The sequence below is a fragment of the Nocardioides sp. ChNu-153 genome, from assembly GCF_030466625.1.
Classification (GTDB): domain Bacteria; phylum Actinomycetota; class Actinomycetes; order Propionibacteriales; family Nocardioidaceae; genus Nocardioides.
In genome coordinates this window covers 307,960-323,354 of sequence record NZ_JADEVT010000001.1, presented here as the reverse complement: position 1 = coordinate 323,354, position 15,395 = coordinate 307,960, and the positions used below count along the sequence as shown (strand labels likewise).

Annotated in this window: 17 protein-coding genes; 2 read left to right on the top strand and 15 right to left on the bottom strand. The window is 74.8% G+C overall.

Annotated features, from left to right (window positions below):
- Window position 1 precedes the first annotated feature (1 nt).
- The 3 genes from INN71_RS01520 to INN71_RS01510 all read right to left on the bottom strand — a co-directional run bounded on the left by INN71_RS01520 (window position 2) and on the right by INN71_RS01510 (window position 2,501).
- Window positions 2-880 (bottom strand): branched-chain amino acid ABC transporter permease, encoded by an 879-nt coding sequence (locus INN71_RS01520; RefSeq protein WP_277497618.1) that lies wholly within the window; start codon window positions 878-880, stop codon window positions 2-4.
- Between the two features lie 61 nt (window positions 881-941).
- Window positions 942-1,649 carry an ABC transporter ATP-binding protein gene (locus tag INN71_RS01515; protein WP_277497619.1) on the bottom strand — a complete coding sequence of 236 codons (708 nt, stop codon included), beginning with the start codon at window positions 1,647-1,649 and terminating at the stop codon, window positions 942-944.
- A gap of 3 nt (window positions 1,650-1,652) precedes the next feature.
- Window positions 1,653-2,501: an ABC transporter ATP-binding protein gene (locus tag INN71_RS01510; protein WP_301799295.1), complete on the bottom strand. Its 849-nt coding sequence runs from the start codon at window positions 2,499-2,501 to the stop codon at window positions 1,653-1,655.
- Window positions 2,502-2,696: 195 nt separating this feature from the next.
- Here INN71_RS01510 and INN71_RS01505 point away from each other — a divergent pair, with 195 nt between their 5' ends.
- Entirely contained in the window at window positions 2,697-3,938 is a 1,242-nt protein-coding gene (locus INN71_RS01505) for a CdaR family transcriptional regulator (protein ID WP_277497621.1), read from the top strand.
- A gap of 9 nt (window positions 3,939-3,947) precedes the next feature.
- Here the strand turns inward: INN71_RS01505 and INN71_RS01500 are convergent, their stop codons facing one another.
- The 8 genes from INN71_RS01500 to INN71_RS01465 form a co-directional block, all read right to left on the bottom strand.
- Entirely contained in the window at window positions 3,948-5,078 is a 1,131-nt protein-coding gene (locus INN71_RS01500; protein WP_301799294.1) for an acyl-CoA dehydrogenase family protein, read from the bottom strand.
- Window positions 5,075-6,256, bottom strand: coding sequence for an acyl-CoA dehydrogenase family protein (locus tag INN71_RS01495; RefSeq protein WP_301799292.1), 1,182 nt, complete (start codon window positions 6,254-6,256; stop codon window positions 5,075-5,077). Before INN71_RS01495 ends, INN71_RS01500 begins: the two co-directional genes overlap by 4 nt.
- Window positions 6,253-7,497: an acyl-CoA dehydrogenase family protein gene (locus tag INN71_RS01490; RefSeq protein WP_301799290.1), complete on the bottom strand. Its 1,245-nt coding sequence runs from the start codon at window positions 7,495-7,497 to the stop codon at window positions 6,253-6,255. The genes INN71_RS01495 and INN71_RS01490 overlap by 4 nt, the downstream gene beginning before the upstream one ends.
- Window positions 7,498-7,554: 57 nt before the next feature.
- A complete protein-coding gene (locus INN71_RS01485; protein ID WP_301799289.1) occupies window positions 7,555-8,601 on the bottom strand; it encodes a phosphotransferase family protein in 1,047 nt (348 codons plus the stop codon).
- 10 nt (window positions 8,602-8,611) lie between these two features.
- Window positions 8,612-9,097: a MaoC family dehydratase gene (locus INN71_RS01480; RefSeq protein ID WP_346812588.1), complete on the bottom strand. Its 486-nt coding sequence runs from the start codon at window positions 9,095-9,097 to the stop codon at window positions 8,612-8,614.
- Complete coding sequence (gene fabG, locus INN71_RS01475; RefSeq protein WP_301799288.1) at window positions 9,090-9,848, bottom strand: 3-oxoacyl-ACP reductase FabG; 759 nt, start codon at window positions 9,846-9,848, stop codon at window positions 9,090-9,092. Before fabG ends, INN71_RS01480 begins: the two co-directional genes overlap by 8 nt.
- A 72-nt stretch (window positions 9,849-9,920) precedes the next feature.
- Window positions 9,921-10,739: an SDR family oxidoreductase gene (locus INN71_RS01470; protein WP_301799683.1), complete on the bottom strand. Its 819-nt coding sequence runs from the start codon at window positions 10,737-10,739 to the stop codon at window positions 9,921-9,923.
- A gap of 2 nt (window positions 10,740-10,741) precedes the next feature.
- On the bottom strand, window positions 10,742-11,959 hold the full coding sequence (locus INN71_RS01465; RefSeq protein WP_277497627.1) for an acetyl-CoA C-acetyltransferase: 1,218 nt from the start codon (window positions 11,957-11,959) through the stop codon (window positions 10,742-10,744).
- Between the two features lie 119 nt (window positions 11,960-12,078).
- Between INN71_RS01465 and INN71_RS01460 the strand changes: the two genes are divergently transcribed.
- Complete coding sequence (locus INN71_RS01460; protein WP_301799286.1) at window positions 12,079-12,681, top strand: TetR family transcriptional regulator; 603 nt, start codon at window positions 12,079-12,081, stop codon at window positions 12,679-12,681.
- 46 nt (window positions 12,682-12,727) lie between these two features.
- Here the strand turns inward: INN71_RS01460 and INN71_RS01455 are convergent, their stop codons facing one another.
- The 4 genes from INN71_RS01455 to INN71_RS01440 form a co-directional block, all read right to left on the bottom strand.
- Window positions 12,728-13,243, bottom strand: coding sequence for a polyketide cyclase (locus INN71_RS01455; RefSeq protein ID WP_301799284.1), 516 nt, complete (start codon window positions 13,241-13,243; stop codon window positions 12,728-12,730).
- Window positions 13,240-13,524, bottom strand: coding sequence for a hypothetical protein (locus tag INN71_RS01450; protein ID WP_277497630.1), 285 nt, complete (start codon window positions 13,522-13,524; stop codon window positions 13,240-13,242). Before INN71_RS01450 ends, INN71_RS01455 begins: the two co-directional genes overlap by 4 nt.
- 96 nt (window positions 13,525-13,620) lie before the next feature.
- Window positions 13,621-14,229, bottom strand: a complete 609-nt coding sequence (locus tag INN71_RS01445; RefSeq protein ID WP_277497631.1) for an MBL fold metallo-hydrolase — start codon at window positions 14,227-14,229, stop codon at window positions 13,621-13,623.
- Entirely contained in the window at window positions 14,229-15,335 is a 1,107-nt protein-coding gene (locus tag INN71_RS01440; RefSeq protein WP_277497632.1) for an S-(hydroxymethyl)mycothiol dehydrogenase, read from the bottom strand. The genes INN71_RS01445 and INN71_RS01440 overlap by 1 nt, the downstream gene beginning before the upstream one ends.
- Window positions 15,336-15,395: the final 60 nt, after the last annotated feature.

Below are 15,395 nucleotides of genomic sequence, written 5' to 3'. Positions count from 1 at the left end.
CTCAGACCCTCCGGTGGGCGGTCGTGGCGAAGAGCCCCGAGGGCTTCACCAGGAGGACGGCGACGAGGATCAGCAGGGCGGCCATCGCCACGAGCTCGGAGCCCAGGTAGCCGCTGACGAAGCTCAGGCACAGACCCAGCAGCACGCCGCCGGCGACGGCGCCGCCGGGGCTGTCGAGGCCGCCGAGGACCGCGGCGACGAAGCCGTACACCACGACCGCGTCCATGTAGCCGGGGTGGACGAGACCGCCACCGGCGATGAGGAGGCCGGCCAGCGAGCCGACCACCGCGGCGAGCGCCCACCCGAGGGTGAGCATGCGCCCGACCCGCACGCCCAGCAGGCGGGCCACCTCGGGGCTGTGCGCCGAGGCGCGCATCCGCAGGCCGACGTCGGTGAAGCGGAAGAGCAGCACGAGCAGGCCCATGACGACCACGACGGCGAGGATGGTGAAGATCCCGAACCCGGTCAGCGCCACGGTCGTGCCGCCCACCTCGATGCCGCGCACGCCGAAGGGTGCGGGGAAGGAGCGGTAGCGCGAGCCGAAGACGAGGGCCGCCACGGAGTGCAGGACGATGAAGAGGCCGAGGGTGAGGATGACCGCGTTGAGGTCGCCCTTCCCCTCGACCGGCCGCACCAGCACGCGCTCCACCACGGCGCCGAGCACCAGGCCCGCCAGCAGGGCGGCCACGAACCCGAGCCAGAACGAGTGGCCCGCCTCGATGATGACGAGGGCGATGTAGGTGGTGAGCATCGCCATCGGCGCCTGGGCGAAGTTCACCACCCGGGTGGAGCGCCAGATCATGACGAGCGCGAGCGCGAACGCGGCGTAGACCGCGCCGAGCACGAGACCCGTGAGGGTCGTGGTGAGCAGCTGTTGCACCGGGGGTCCCCTGTCGGTGGCGAGGTGGGGCGGGTGGACGGGTGGGGCTGGTGGTCGGGCGTCAGAACCCGAGGTAGGCGTGCCGCAGCTGGTCGTCGTCGACGAGGGTGTCCGCGGCCTGCTGCACGACGAGGCGACCGAGGTTGAGGACGATGCCGACGTCGGCGATCCCCAGCGCGCTCCGCGCGTTCTGCTCGACGAGGAGCACGCTCAGGCCGGTGCTGCTGACCAGGTCGCGCAGGAGGGCGAAGATCTGGGCCACGACGCGCGGCGCCAGGCCGAGCGACGGCTCGTCGAGCAGCAGGATGCGCGGCTCGGCGAGCAGCGCGCGGCCGATGACGAGCATCTGGCGCTCGCCGCCCGAGAGGGTGTCGGCGACCTGGTGGCGGCGCTGGCCGAGCACCGGGAAGAGCTCGGTGACCCGGTCGACGTCGAAGCGGCGCTCGCCCCCGCTGGGGGCGCCGAGCGCGCCGAGGCGCAGGTTCTCCTCCACGGTCAGCTCGGTGATGACGCCGCGGCCCTCGGGCACGTGGGCCAGGCCGGTGCGGGTCATCTCCTCCACCGGGGTGCGGAGCAGGTCGGTGGAGCCGAGCCGGGCGCTGCCGGCCGTCGGGCGCACGAGTCCCGACAGCGTGCGCAGCAGGGTCGTCTTGCCTGCTCCGTTGGCGCCGAGGACGGCGGTGATCTGCCCGTCCGCCGCGTCGAAGCTGACCCCGTCCAGGGCCTTGACCGCGCCGTACGACGCGCTGAGGTCACGCACCTCCAGCACGGCTCAGTCCTCCGCGCCGAGGTAGGCGGCCAGCACGGCCGGCTCGTCGCGCACCTCGGCCGGCGTGCCCCGGGCGATGACGCGCCCGAAGTCCAGCACGACGACCTGGTCGCAGACGCTCATCACCAGGTCCATGTGGTGCTCGACCAGCATCACGGCCATGCGGTCCGACAGCGCGCGGATGCGGTCACCGAGGGCGGCCATCTCCTCGTCCGACAGCCCGCTGGCGGGCTCGTCGAGAAGCAGCAGCTCCGGCTCGGCGACGAGCGCGCGGGCGAGCGCGACCTGCTTGCGCACGGCGTAGGGCAGGCTCGGCGGGTAGCGGTGGGCGTGGGCGGCGACCCCGAGCTCGTCGAGCACCGCCATCGCCCGCTCGCGCAGCGCGCGCTCCTCCCGGCTCGAGCGGGGCAGCGCGAGGAGCCCGGACAGGAAGCCGGCCCGGGCGTGGCGGTCGGCCCCGACCACGACGTTGTCGAGCACCGTCATCCGGTCGAAGAGCCCCAGGCCCTGCAGGGTGCGACCGATGCCCATCCCGGCGAGGTCGTGGGGCCGCAGGCGGCGCACCTCACGGCCCTGCCAGGCGAGCGCGCCGCCGTCGGGGCGCACCAGGCCGCAGGCCACGTTGAACAGCGTGGTCTTCCCGGCACCGTTGGGTCCGATCACCCCCAGCACCTGGCCCGGCGCGACGGAGAGCCCGACGCCGTCGAGCGCGGTGAGGCCACCGAAGGTCACCGTCACGTCCCGCAGGGCGAAGAGCTCCGCGGTGCCGGCGGCACCGCCGGCGGGGGCACCGGCGGCGGGGCCGCCGCGCGCGGCCGGGGCGGCGCTGGGCAACGGGCTGGGGGTCGTCACTGCGGCTGACTCCTGGGGTCGGACGGCGTGGTGCAGATCACTTTCGCCGGGCCGCGGGCCACGAGATATGGGCAAGGTGCACGAAGCGGGCTGTGCGCGGCGCCCCGAGAAGGGGCGAGGAGACCCGTGGCACTGTGCATCCGTGAGAGCCTGTGACTCGTGTCACAGACTGCGACGACCCCTGCCCTGCCACCCGTGCCCCGGTGGCAGGCCACGCACGACGAGGCGACGGCGCGCCGCATCGAGTGCGCGTGGACGGCCCTGCTGCCGCGGGCCGACGCCATCGCCGACACCATCTCGGCCACGATCTTCGCCCGCGACCCGGACTGGTACGCCAAGGCCGACGAGCGGCTGCGGGCCGACGTCCGCCAGAACACGCGCGAGCACATCCGCTCGGGCCTCGTGGCGCTCGCCGGCCGCAAGAGCTCGGGCACGCGCACCACGGACGTGTGGCGGGAGACGGGCCGGCGCCGCGCCCGGCAGCGGGTGCAGCTCGAGCTGGTGCTCAACTCGTACACGCTGGGCGCCCGCCTGCTGTGGGAGGCGATGCTCGACCTGGCCGGCTCCGGGCACCCCGACATCGACGACCAGGTGCTCGTCGTCGCCGGCCAGCAGCTGTGGCACAACCTCGACATCCAGAACGCCGTGCTCATCGACGCCTACCGCCGCGAGAGCGCCCGGATGGAGCGCCGCGACCTCCAGCGCCAGCAGGGCTACCTCGACGGCCTCGTCGACGGGCGCGGCGCGGACCACGCCTTCGCCACCGAGTCGGCCGCGGCCCTCGGCATCGCGGCGGACGAGCCGATCGCCTGCGTCGTCGCCCCCTTCGACGGGCCCCTCGACGAGCCCCTGACCGCGCCCGACGACCGCCTGGAGCGGTCGGGACGGACCTCGCACTGGCACGTGCGGGGCGGGCAGGTCTTCGGGCTCGTGCCCATGGGCGGTCTCGGCACGGCCCAGCTCGTGGAGATCCTCCGCCCCGCGGCCACCGGGCGCGTCGGCGTGGCGTCGAGCCCCGAGGGCATCGGCGGGTTCGCCACGGCGTACCAGCTCGCGGCCCGGGCCGCGCAGACCGTGCCGCGGGGGGCGACGGCGGTCGTCCTCGTCGACGACCGCCTCCCCGAGGTGCTGCTCGCGGGCAGCCCCGAGGTCACGGCGCTGCTCGTCGAGCGGTCGGTGGCGCCCCTGCTCGCCCAGTCACCGCACCAGGCGCGGGTGCTGCTCGACACCCTCGCCGTGCTGCTCGACTGCAACGTCTCGCCCAGCCGGGCCGCGGAGCAGCTCTACTGCCACCGCAACACGGTGATCTACCGGCTCAAGCAGATCGAGCAGCTGACGGGCCGCGACCTGCACGACCCGCGCCAGCGGCTGCTGCTCACCCTCGGGCTGACGGCGATCGGCCACACCGGTCCCGACCGGCCCGCGGCCGACCGGTGACCCGCCGGGTCACCCCAGGCGCGTCCCGGGCGGGTCGAGGTCGGCCAGGCGGGCGACGACGGCCCGGTGGCGCTCCGGGCTGCCCAGCGCGAGCTGGTCGGACTTGGCGCGCTTGAGCAGCAGGTGGGCAGGGTGCTCCCAGGTCATCGCGAGGCCGGCGTGCAGCTGCACCATCTCCTCCGCCACCCGCACGGCCGTGTCGGAGCAGGCGGCCGCCGCGACGGCGGTGACGAGCGCCTGCTCGAGGTCGTCGTCGACGTCGGCGAGGGTGCCCACCGCGAACGCGGCCGCGGCACCCATGGACTCGACTTCGACGTAGACGTCGGCCAACCGGTGCTTGAGGGCCTGGAACCCGCCCAGCACCCGGCCGAACTGCCGGCGCTGCTGCAGGTAGGCCACGGTGTCGACCAGGCAGCGCCGGGCGAGGCCGACCTGCTCGGCGGCGAGCACCGCCGTACCGGCCCGCAGGCCCGCCCGCAGCGCGTCGCGCGCGTCGGTCGCGACGACGGGCGCGGCCGCGAGGGCCGCCGCGTCGACGGTGACGTCGGCGAGCTGGCGGGTCATGTCGAGGGAGACGACCGGCTCGACGGTGACGCCGTCACCCACGGGCACCGCCCGCAGCTCGAGCGCGTCGCCGGCGCCGGTCGGCACGAGCAGCACGTGGGCCTCGAGCGCCCCGGCGACGGAGCGCACCGCGACGCGGGCCCCGACCGCCGGCACGCGCCCCTCCGGCGCGGTCGTCCACGGTACGACGAGGCTCGCCGTCACCTGCCCGCCCGCGAGGTCGGCCAGCAGGCGGTCGGCCTCCGGCGTCCCGGCATGGGCGAGCACGGTCGTCGCGACGACCGCGCTGGTCACGAAGGGCACGGGGGCGACGGCGGCGGCGAGCTCCTCGGCGACGGCCGCCGCCTCCCGCAGGGAGGCACCGTGCCCGCCACGGTCCTCGTCGACGAGCAGCCCGGCAAGGCCCAGGTCGACGCCGACGGCGCGCCACAGGGGCGCGACGAGGGACCGGTCGCCGTCGTAGCAGGCCGTGACGGCCCCGACGGGGCACCGGTCGGCGAGCAGGTCGCGCACGGCCGCGCGGAGGTCGGAGACGACCTCGGAGTCGAGCAGGTCCGGGACGGCGTGGGTGGTCATCGCGGGATCTCCTTCCACGGCACGTCCTTGTCGACCCGGGGCTCCCCGGGCAGCCCGAGCACCCGCTCGGCGACGATGTTGCGCAGGATCTCCGAGGTGCCGCCCTCGATGGAGTTGCCCTTGGCGCGCAGGTAGCGGTAACCGGCGTCGCGGCCGGTGAAGTCGACCCGGTCGGGGCGCACCAGGGTCCAGTCGGAGTAGCGCAGGCCGTCGTCGCCGAGGAGCTCGACCTCGAGCCCGGAGAGCTGCTGGGCGAGGCGCGCGAAGACGAGCTTCATCGCCGCCCCCTCGGGCCCGAGCTGGCCGCGGGCCAGCTTCTGCTGCAGCCGCAGCCCGGCGGCGCGGGCGACCTCGGCGTCGACCCAGTGCCGCACGAGCCGGTCGTGCAGGCCGGGCGTGCGCGCCTCGGGGTGGGCGCGCCAGGTCTCGGCGACCCGGCCCACCATGCCGCTCTCCCGCGCGGGCGACCCGGCGCCGATCGCGACGCGCTCGTGGTCGAGGGTGGCCGTCGCGACGCGCCAGCCCTCCCCCACCTCGCCCAGCCGGTGGGCGTCGGGGATGCGGACGCCGGTGAGGAACACCTCGTTGAACTCGGCCTCGCCGGTGAGCTGGCGCAGCGGGCGGACCTCGACGCCGGGGTCGGTCATGTCGCACAGGAAGTAGGTCAGCCCGCGGTGCTTGGGCACGTCCGGGTCGGTGCGGGCCACGAGGATCGCGAACCGGGCCGTGTGGGCGCCCGAGGTCCACACCTTCTGGCCGTCGACCACCCAGGTGTCGCCGTCGAGCACCGCCCGGGTGCCGAGCGCGGCGAGGTCGGAGCCGGCGCCCGGCTCCGAGAACAGCTGGCACCACGTCTCCTCCCCCGTCCACAGCGGGCGCAGGAAGCGGTCCTGCTGCTCGGGGGTGCCGAAGGCGACGATCGTGGGGGCGGCCATGCCGAGGCCGATGCCGTTGCGGTGGGGCGCGTTGTCGGGCGCGCCGACGGCGGCGAACGCCTCCTCGACCACCGGTTGCAGGGCCCGGGGCAGCCCCAGCCCGCCGCGACCCGGCGGGAAGTGCACCCACGCCAGCCCCGCGTCGTACCGGGCCCGGAGGAGGTCGAGGCGCTCGGTCGTGGCGGGGTCGTGCTCGGCCAGGAACGCGGCGACCCGCTCGCGCAGCTCGGCGGCGGCGCTCACGCCGGCTGCCCCGCGGCGGCGCGGCGGTCGGCCTGGCGGCGCAGCTCGTGGCGGGCCAGGGCCTGCTTGTGCACCTCGTCGGGGCCGTCGGCGAAGCGCAGCGTGCGGATGCCGGCGTACGACGCCGCGAGGGGGAAGTCCTGCGACAGCCCGCCCGCGCCGTGCACCTGGATGGCCTTGTCGAGGATCCACTGCACGGTCGACGGCGTCGCGATCTTGATCGCCTGGATCTCGGTGTGGGCGCCACGGTTGCCGACGGTGTCCATGAGCCACGCCGCCTTGAGGACCAGCAGGCGCAGCTGCTCGAGGCGCACCCGGGACTCGGCGATCCAGTCGCGCACGACGCCCTGCTCCGACAGCGAGCGCCCGAACGCCACACGGCCGTCGGCGCGGGCGCACATCAGCTCGATGGCGCGCTCGGCGACGCCGATGGAGCGCATGCAGTGGTGGATGCGGCCCGGGCCGAGACGGGCCTGGGCGATCGCGAAGCCCTGGCCCTCCTCGCCCACCAGGTTCGCGCGCGGCACCCGCACGTCGTGGAAGACGATCTCGGCGTGCCCGCCGTGGTCGCGGTCGTCGTACCCGAAGACCTCCATCGGCCGGACGATCTCGACGCCCGGGGTGTCGCGGGGCACCAGGATCATCGACTGCTGGCGGTGGCGGTCGGCGTCGGGGTCGGTCTTGCCCATGACGATGAGCAGCTCGGCCTGCGGGTTCATCGCGCCCGTGATCCACCACTTCCGCCCACTCACGACGTACTCGTCGCCGTCGCGGACGATGCGCGTCGCGATGTTGGTCGCGTCGGACGAGGCGACGTCGGGCTCGGTCATGGCGAACGCCGAGCGGATCTCGGCGTCGAGCAGCGGGCGCAGCCACCGCTCCTGCTGCTCGGGGCTGCCGAACATCGACAGCACCTCCATGTTGCCGGTGTCCGGGGCGGAGCAGTTGAGCGCCGCCGGGCCCAGGCGGGGGGCGCGACCGGTGAGCTCGGCGAGCGGCGCGTACTGCAGGTTCGTCACCCCCGGCCCGTGCTCGCCGGGGAGGAACAGGTTCCACAGCCCCCGGCGGCGGGCCTCGGCGCGCAGCTCGTCGAGGACGGGCACCGTGGACCAGGCCCACGGGTCCTCGAGCGCGTCGAGCTCGGCGGTGAACCGGGCGTCGGCGGGCTCGACGTGGGTGGTCAGCAGGTCGTCCAGCGAGGAGAGCAGCTCCTCGGTGCGGGCGTCGTGGCGGAAGTCCATCGTGGTGTCCTCGCTCGGGGCCGGTGCTGGGGTGGGCGGTGCTGGGACGGGCGCTGGTCAGGGGCGTGCGGGCAGGGCGGCGAGCCCCATCTCCAGGAGGGGTACGACGACCGCGCCGACGTCGGCGAAGCCGTCGCCGACGGTCTGGCCGTGCTGGTGCCGGAAGTGGATGCCCTCGAGGATCACGGCGAGCTTGAACGCGGCGAGCCCGAGGTGGACGTCGAGGGCGCGCAGGTCGGTGCCCCGCGCGGTGGCGTAGCGCTCGAGGATCGCGTCCTCGTCGAGGAAGCCGGGCGCGCGGCCGGCGTCGGCGACGGCGCCCGGGGCGACCTCGGCGAGGCGGCCGTAGAGGACCATCAGGGCGACGTCGGTGAGCGTGTCGCCCAGCGTGGCCATCTCCCAGTCGATGACGGCCGCCACGGCACCGGTGTCGTCGACGAGCGCGTTGTCGAGGCGGTAGTCGCCGTGGACGATGCCCGGGCGGGTGCCCGCGGCCGCCGCCTCGACGGCGCCCTCGAGGCGGCGCTGGAGCTCGTCGGCGGCCGGGAGGTCGCGCGAGCGGGAGCGCTCCAGCTGCGTCGACCACCGGCGTACCTGGCGCACGAGGAAGCCCTCGGGGCGCCCGAAGTCGCCGAGACCGACCTCCTCGGGCGCCACGGCGTGGAGCGCGGCGAGGGTGTCGACGAGGCCCTCACTGATCCGCCGGGTGCGCTCGGCACCGAGGGGGGCGAGCTGGTCGGCGGTCCGGTACGGCGTGCCCGCGACGTCGGCCATGACGTAGAAGGGGGCGCCGAGCACCGTGTCGTCGCTGCACAGCGCGTACGTCGCGGGGACCGGCACCGTCGTCGGCGCCAGGGCGGTCATCACCCGGTGCTCGCGCGCCATGTCGTGGGCGGTGGCCAGCACGTGGCCCAGGGGCGGGCGGCGCACGATCCACGTGCGGGCGCCGTCGCCGACGCGGTAGGTCAGGTTGGACTTGCCCCCGGCGATGAGGGAGCCGCGCAGGTCGCCGGCCAGCTCGGTGGCGGGGTCGGTGGTGAGGGTGGCGCGCCACCAGGCGGTGAGCGCGGCGGGGTCGAGACCCGGGACGTCGGTGTCGGTCATCGGGGCGCCGTCACCCGACCAGGATGCTGACGACCTCGGCCACGCAGGCGGGCTTCGCGCCGCCCTCGATCTCCACCGTGACCCGCGTCGTGAGCTGGTGGCCGCCGCCGCCGGGCTCGAGCGCGAGGATCTCGACGCCGGCGCGCACCCGCGAGCCGACCGGCACGGGCGCCGGGAACCGCACCTTGTTGCTGCCGTAGTTCACGCCCATGCGCAGGCCGGTGACCGTGTAGACCTGCTGGCCGAGCATCGGCACCAGCGACAGGGTCAGGTAGCCGTGGGCGATGGTGCCGCCGAACGGGCCGGCGGCGGCCCGCTCGGGGTCGACGTGGATCCACTGGTGGTCGCCGGTGGCCTCCGCGAACGTGTCGACCTGCTGCTGGGTCACGGTGTGCCAGCCGGAGTGGCCGAGGTGGGTGCCGACGAGCTCGCGCACCCCGGCGACGCCGTCGACGATGCGCGGCCCGGCTGCTGACCCGGGAGCGGACTCAGGCACGGGGGCCGCCGGCGACGTAGAGCACCTGGCCGGAGACGAAGCCGGCGCCCTCGCTGGCGAAGAACGACACGGCGTGGGCGATGTCGTCGGGGCGGCCGGTGCGCGCGACGGGGATCTGGGAGGCGGCGGCCTGCTTGAACTCCTCGAAGTCCATGCCGACCCGGGCCGCGGTGGCCGCGGTCATGTCGGTCTCGATGAAGCCCGGGGCGATGGCGTTGGCGGTCACGCCGTACCGACCCAGCTCGATCGCCAGGGTCTTCGTCAGCCCCTGGATGCCTGCTTTGGCGGCGGAGTAGTTCGCCTGGCCGCGGTTGCCGAGGGCGGAGGTGCTCGACAGGTTGACGATGCGGCCGAAGCCGGCCTCGCGCATCGGCGCGGCGACGGCCCGCGACAGCAGGAACGCCCCCCGCAGGTGCACCGCGACGACCGAGTCCCAGTCGTCCGCGGACATCTTCAGCAGCACGTTGTCGCGGATGATGCCGGCGTTGTTGACGAGCACGGTCGGCGCGCCGAGCGCCTCGGCGACGCGCCGGACGGCCTCGGTGACGCCCTCCTCGTCGGTGACGTCCACGCCCACGGCGAGCCCGCGGCCCCCGGCGGCCTCGATCTCGGCGACCACCGCGCCGCAGGCGGCCTCGTCGAGGTCGAGCACGGCGACGGCGTGGCCGTCGGTGGCGAGGCGGCGGGCGACCGCGGCCCCGATGCCGCGGGCGGCGCCGGTGACGATCGCGACGCGCTGGGTGTCGTTCACGGGGGGTCCTCCAGGGTGCTGGGTGGGGTGGGGTGGCACGGGGATGGGGTGGGTGGGTGGCGCGGGCGGGCGTCAGGCCCGGTGGCCGCCGGCCTCGAGCGCCTGCTGGAGCCGGTTCATCTGCCCCAGCCAGCGGTCGGTGTCGCGGGCGCGGCCGACGTAGTAGTCCGCGACCTGAGGGTGCGGCAGCACGAGGAACCGGTCGTCGGCGAAGGAGGCCCACAGCGCCTCGGCCACCTCCTCCGGGGCCAGCGCCTCGTCGCGGGTCAGCAGCTCCTTGAGCGGGCCGGACTCCTCGAGCATGCGCGTGCGCACGCCCTGGGGGCAGATGGCCTGCACGACCACGCCGCGGTGGCGGTAGGTCGCCGACAGCCACTCCGCGAAGGCGACGGCGCCGTGCTTCGTGACCGAGTACGTCGGGCTCCCCAGCATGGTGAGCAGGCCCGCCGCGGAGGCCGTGACGACGAACCGGCCGCGACCGCGCTCGAGCCAGCCGGGCACGAGCAGCCGCGCGGCCCGCACGTGGGCGAGGACGTTGACGTCCTGGGCCAGCGTCCACGCCGCGTCGTCGGCGTCGAGGCCGTGACCCGCCTCGATGCCGGCGTTGCCGCACCACACGTCGAGCGGGCCGAGGACGGCCTCGGCGCCCGCGACGACCGCCTCGACCCCGGCCGCGGTGGCCAGGTCCCCCGCGACGGCACCCTCGGCTCCGACCTCGGTGGCGACCTGCTCGGTCGCCGCCGGGTCGCGGTCGCTGACGACGACGCGCAGGCCGCCGGCGACGAGCCGGGCGGCGAGCGCCCGGCCGATGCCGCCGGCCGCGCCGGTGACGACCGCGGTGCTCCCGACGGGGGCGCTGAACGCCTCGCTGACGGGGGTGCCGTCGGCCATCGTCACGAGAGGCGCTCCAGCACCATCGCCATGCCCTGGCCACCGCCGACGCACATCGACTCGACGCCGAACTGCTTGTCGTGGTGCTGCAGGGAGTTGATGAGGGTGCTCGTGATGCGCGCGCCCGTCATGCCGAAGGGGTGACCGAGCGCGATGGCGCCGCCGTTGACGTTGAGCTTGTCGACGTCGATGCCGATCTGCTGCGCGGAGCCGAGCGCCTGCACGGCGAACGCCTCGTTGATCTCGAACAGGTCGATGTCACCCAGCTGCATCCCGGCGTGGCGCAGGGCGGCGGGGATGGCCTCGACGGGCCCGAGGCCCATGATCTCCGGCGAGAGGCCGGTGACCGCGGTCGAGACGATGCGCGCCAGCGGCGTGAGCCCCAGCTCCTTCGCCTTCGTGTCGCTCATGACGACGAGCGCCGCGGCGCCGTCGTTGAGCGGGCAGGCGTTGCCGGCCGTCACGGTGCCGTCGGGACGGAAGACCGGCTTGAGGCCGCTGACGGCCTCGTACGTCGTGCCCGCCCGCGGCCCGTCGTCGCTCGACACGACGCTGCCGTCGGGCAGCGTGACCGGGGTGATGTCCTTCGCCCAGAACCCGTCGGCGATGGCCTTCTCGGTGAGGTTCTGGCTGCGGACCGCGAACCGGTCCTGCTCCTCGCGCGTCATGCCGATCGCCTCCGCCACGTTCTCGGCGGTCTGGCCCATCGCGATGTAGAGGTCGGGCAGCTCGCCGCTCTCGCGCGGGTCGGTCCACGACTCGCCGCCCCCCTCGGCGCGGCGCGCGGTGCGGGCCACGGCGTCGGCGAAGACGGGGTTCTGCGCGGCGTCGATGTCGGAGAACCCGGCACCGAAGCGGCTCACCGTCTCGACGCCGGCGGAGAGGAAGACGTCGCCCTCGCCGGCCTTGATGGCGTGGAACGCCATGCGGGTGGTCTGCAGGCTCGAGGAGCAGTAGCGGTTGACGGTGACGCCCGGCAGGTGGTCCATGCCGCCGAGCACCGCGACGGCGCGGGCCAGGTTGAACCCGGACTCGCCCGCGGGCTGACCCACGCCGAGGGCGATGTCGACGATGTCGCGGCGGTCGAGCTCGGGCACCTTGGCCAGGGCGGCCTCGACCATCTGCAGCGCGAGGTCGTCGGGGCGCATGCCTTTGAGGGAACCCTTGCCCGCGCGGCCCATGGGCGAGCGGGCGGCGGAGACGATCACGGCTTCGGGCATGGGGACCTCTTCTGCGTCGGGGCGCGCACGGGTCGCGACCGGGGGTGACTAAGCGCTTGCTTAGTGCGAGCATGGGACAGGACGCGACCCGCGTCAACCCCTCCCGAGAGGATGTGCCGGTGGACGAGACCGAGACGGCCCCGAGCCCCAGCCGCGCCGACAGCTCGCGGTCCCGGCTCGTCGAGGCGGCCGTGCGGGCCTTCGCCGAGAAGGGGTTCCACGGCACGACGACGCGCGACATCGCCACCGGGGCCCAGATGAGCCCGGCCGCCCTCTACGTGCACCACCGCTCCAAGGAGGAGCTGCTCTTCGTCATCTCGCGCGAGGGCCACCTGGCGACGCTCGAGCTGCTGCGGCGGGCGCGTGCCGCCGACCCGGACCCCGCCGAGCAGCTGCGGCAGGCGGTGCGCGACTTCGCGGTCCACCACGCCCGCGGGCACACGCGGGCCCGGATCGTGAACTACGAGCTGGCGGCGCTGAGCGAGCCGCACCTCGCGGAGATCAACGGGCTGCGGCGCGCCATCGACGCCGAGCTGCGCGGCATCGTCGTCGACGGGGTGGCGGCCGGACGGTTCGCCTGCCCCGACCCGCGCATCGCCGCGGCGGCCGTGCTGTCGATGGGCATCGACCTGGCGCGGTGGTACCGCGAGGGCGGCGGGTGGAGCCCCGAGGACGTCGGCGAGCGGTACGCCGAGATCGCGCTGCGGATCGTCGGGGCCTGACCGGGCCCGAGCCCGTCGGTCGTTCCGTCGGTCGGTCGTGGCGAGCTCAGCCCGCCCGGACCCGGCGCACGACGGTGCGGGCGAGGATGCCGAGGGTGGCCTTGAGGCTCTGCTCGGGGATGAGCGGGAAGATCGCCTTCCACTCCGGCCGCGCGGCCGACCAGTCGTAGAAGCTGGTCACGAGCGTGCGCTCGCGACCGTCGGCGCCGGGCTCGACCGGTTCCAGGCGGTAGCCGTAGACGTGCCCGATCGGCGGCCTGACCCGCCCGACGATGCTCCAGGAGACCTCGCGGTCGGGCACGAGCGACTCGATGACGACCGTGACGTCGTACTCGTGTAGGTCGGGAATGTCGCCGAGGGCGTCGCGGTCCATGTGGACGACGAACCTGTCTCCCACCGCGCGCGGCCGCTCGCCGCTGGCGTCCATGAGCATGCCGGAGGCGTCGATGTCGACGTGGCCCTGCGGGTCGGTGAGCAGGTCGTAGACGGCGGCGGCCGGCGCCGCCACGACGCGCTGGACCTCGATGCGCTCGGCGGACGCCTGCTGCTCGCTCTCGCTCACGCCCCCGAGAGTACGGCGGGCCCGACGGTCGCGGGGCGCGCGACGTGCGCGACGAGGCAGGGGTCGACCTCGACCTCCTCGACGCCGAGGGGCAGCAGCATCGCCTGCAGGGCGCCGAGGGACATCTCGACGGCGGGCGTCGCCGTACCCATCGCGGCCTCGAGCGCGCGGCGACCGCTGAAGGCCAGGCCGACGCGGCCCACGCCGTCGACGCGGGCGGTGCGCAGGACGAGGGCGCCGCAGCGGGTGGTGCGGACGGGGACGAGGTACTCGCGGTTCACGGCCCCAGCCTCCGCCCGGCCGCGCGCCCCGGGGAGGGGGCAGGCCGTCAGGGAACGGCACCGCCCCGTCAGGATCCGGTCAAGGACCCGACGGTCTCAGCCGAGGGCGGCCTTCTCGGCCGCGATGGTGGTGTCGTCGCCGTGGCCCGTGTGCACGACCGTGCCGTCGGGCAGCGCGAAGAGCTTCGCGCGGATCGACGCCTCGATCGTGGGGCGGTCGGAGAACGAGCGGCCGGTGGCGCCCGGCCCGCCGTTGAACAGGGTGTCGCCGGTGAAGACGGCGCCCAGCTCGGGCGCGTAGAGGCACACCGCGCCCGGGGCGTGGCCCGGCGTGTGGAGCACCTGCAGCGTGGTGCCCCCGACCGCGATCTCCTGGCCGTCGCTGAGGTCGACGTCCCACAGCTCGTCGGTGTGGGTGAGCTCCCAGAGGGGGCGGTCGTCGGGGTGCAGCAGGATCGGCGCCGTGACGCGCTCGCGCAGGGCGGGCGCGACGCGGACGTGGTCGTCGTGGGCGTGGGTGCACACGATCGCCTTGACCTTCCGGTCCCCCACGATGCCCAGGATCGCGTCCACGTCGTGCGGGGCGTCGATGACGACGCACTCGGCGTCGTCACCCACGACCCAGACGTTGTTGTCGACGTCGAACGTCTCGCCGTCGAGCGAGAACGTGCCGGCGACGACGCCGTGGTCGATGCGGGCGGCCATCAGAGCACCACGACCGAGCGCAGCACGTCGCCCTGGTGCATCCGCTCGAAGGCGGCCTCGACGCCGTCGATGGCGATCTCCTCGGTGACGAACGCGTCGAGGTCGAGACGGCCCTGGCGGTAGAGGTCGACGAGCATCGGGAAGTCGCGACTCGGCAGGCAGTCGCCGTACCAGCTCGACTTCAGCGACCCACCGCGACCGAACACGTCGATCAGCGGGATCTCGGGGATGGTCATGTCGGGCGTGGGGACGCCGACGAGGACGACGGTGCCGGCGAGGTCGCGCGCGTAGAACGCCTGCTTCCACGTCTCGGGGCGACCGACCGCGTCGATGACGACGTCGGCGCCGTCGGCGCCCCGGTGGCCCGCGGCCGCGCCGGCGATGGCCTTGATGGCCTCGACCGCGTCGGTCTCGGAGGAGTTCACCGTGTGGGTGGCGCCCAGCTTCGTCGCCGCCTCGAGCTTCCCCGCGTCGATGTCGACCGCGATGATCGTGCCCGCGCCGGCCAGCGCCGCGCCCGCGATCGCCGCGACGCCGACGCCACCGCAGCCGATGACGGCCACGACGTCGCCGCGCGACACGTTGCCCGTGTTCATCGCCGCACCGATGCCGGCCATGACGCCGCAGCCCAGCAGGCCCACGGCCGCCGGCCGTGCCTCGGGGTCGACCTTCGTGCACTGCCCGGCCGCGACGAGGGTCTTCTCGGCGAACGCGCCGATGCCCAGCGCCGGCGACAGCGGGGTGCCGTCGGCCAGCGTCATCTTCTGGGTCGCGTTGTGCGTGGCGAAGCAGTACTGCGGCTCCCCCCGGTCGCACGCGCGACAGTCGCCGCACACCGCGCGCCAGTTGAGGACCACGAAGTCGCCCGGGGCGACCGTCGTGACGCCCTCGCCGACCGCCTCGACGACGCCGGCCGCCTCGTGGCCCAGCAGGAAGGGGAACTCGTCGTTGATGCCGCCCTCGCGGTAGTGCAGATCCGTGTGGCACACCCCGCAGGCCTGCACCTGCACCAGCGCCTCACCCGGCCCCGGGTCCGGCACCAGGATCGTCTCCAGGCTCACCGGCTCGCCCTTGGCCTTCGCCACGACCGCCTTGACCTCGTGCATCAGCGTCTCCCTCTTCCCGGGCCGGGGCCCGTACGTCGTCTCGCCCGCCAACGTATCGCC

Bases quoted from the DNA above. Each gene is read 5' to 3' on its own strand.
- INN71_RS01500 (WP_301799294.1), bottom strand. From the start codon at position 5,078: ATGACCACCCACGCCGTCCCGGACCTGCTCGACTCCGAGGTCGTCTCC.
- INN71_RS01490 (WP_301799290.1), bottom strand. From the start codon at position 7,497: ATGGACTTCCGCCACGACGCCCGCACCGAGGAGCTGCTCTCCTCGCTG.
- INN71_RS01445 (WP_277497631.1), bottom strand. From the start codon at position 14,229: ATGGCCGCCCGCATCGACCACGGCGTCGTCGCCGGCACGTTCTCGCTC.
- INN71_RS01470 (WP_301799683.1), bottom strand. From the start codon at position 10,739: ATGGCCGACGGCACCCCCGTCAGCGAGGCGTTCAGCGCCCCCGTCGGG.
- INN71_RS01485 (WP_301799289.1), bottom strand. From the start codon at position 8,601: ATGACCGACACCGACGTCCCGGGTCTCGACCCCGCCGCGCTCACCGCC.
- INN71_RS01440 (WP_277497632.1), bottom strand. From the start codon at position 15,335: ATGCACGAGGTCAAGGCGGTCGTGGCGAAGGCCAAGGGCGAGCCGGTG.
- INN71_RS01465 (WP_277497627.1), bottom strand. From the start codon at position 11,959: ATGCCCGAAGCCGTGATCGTCTCCGCCGCCCGCTCGCCCATGGGCCGC.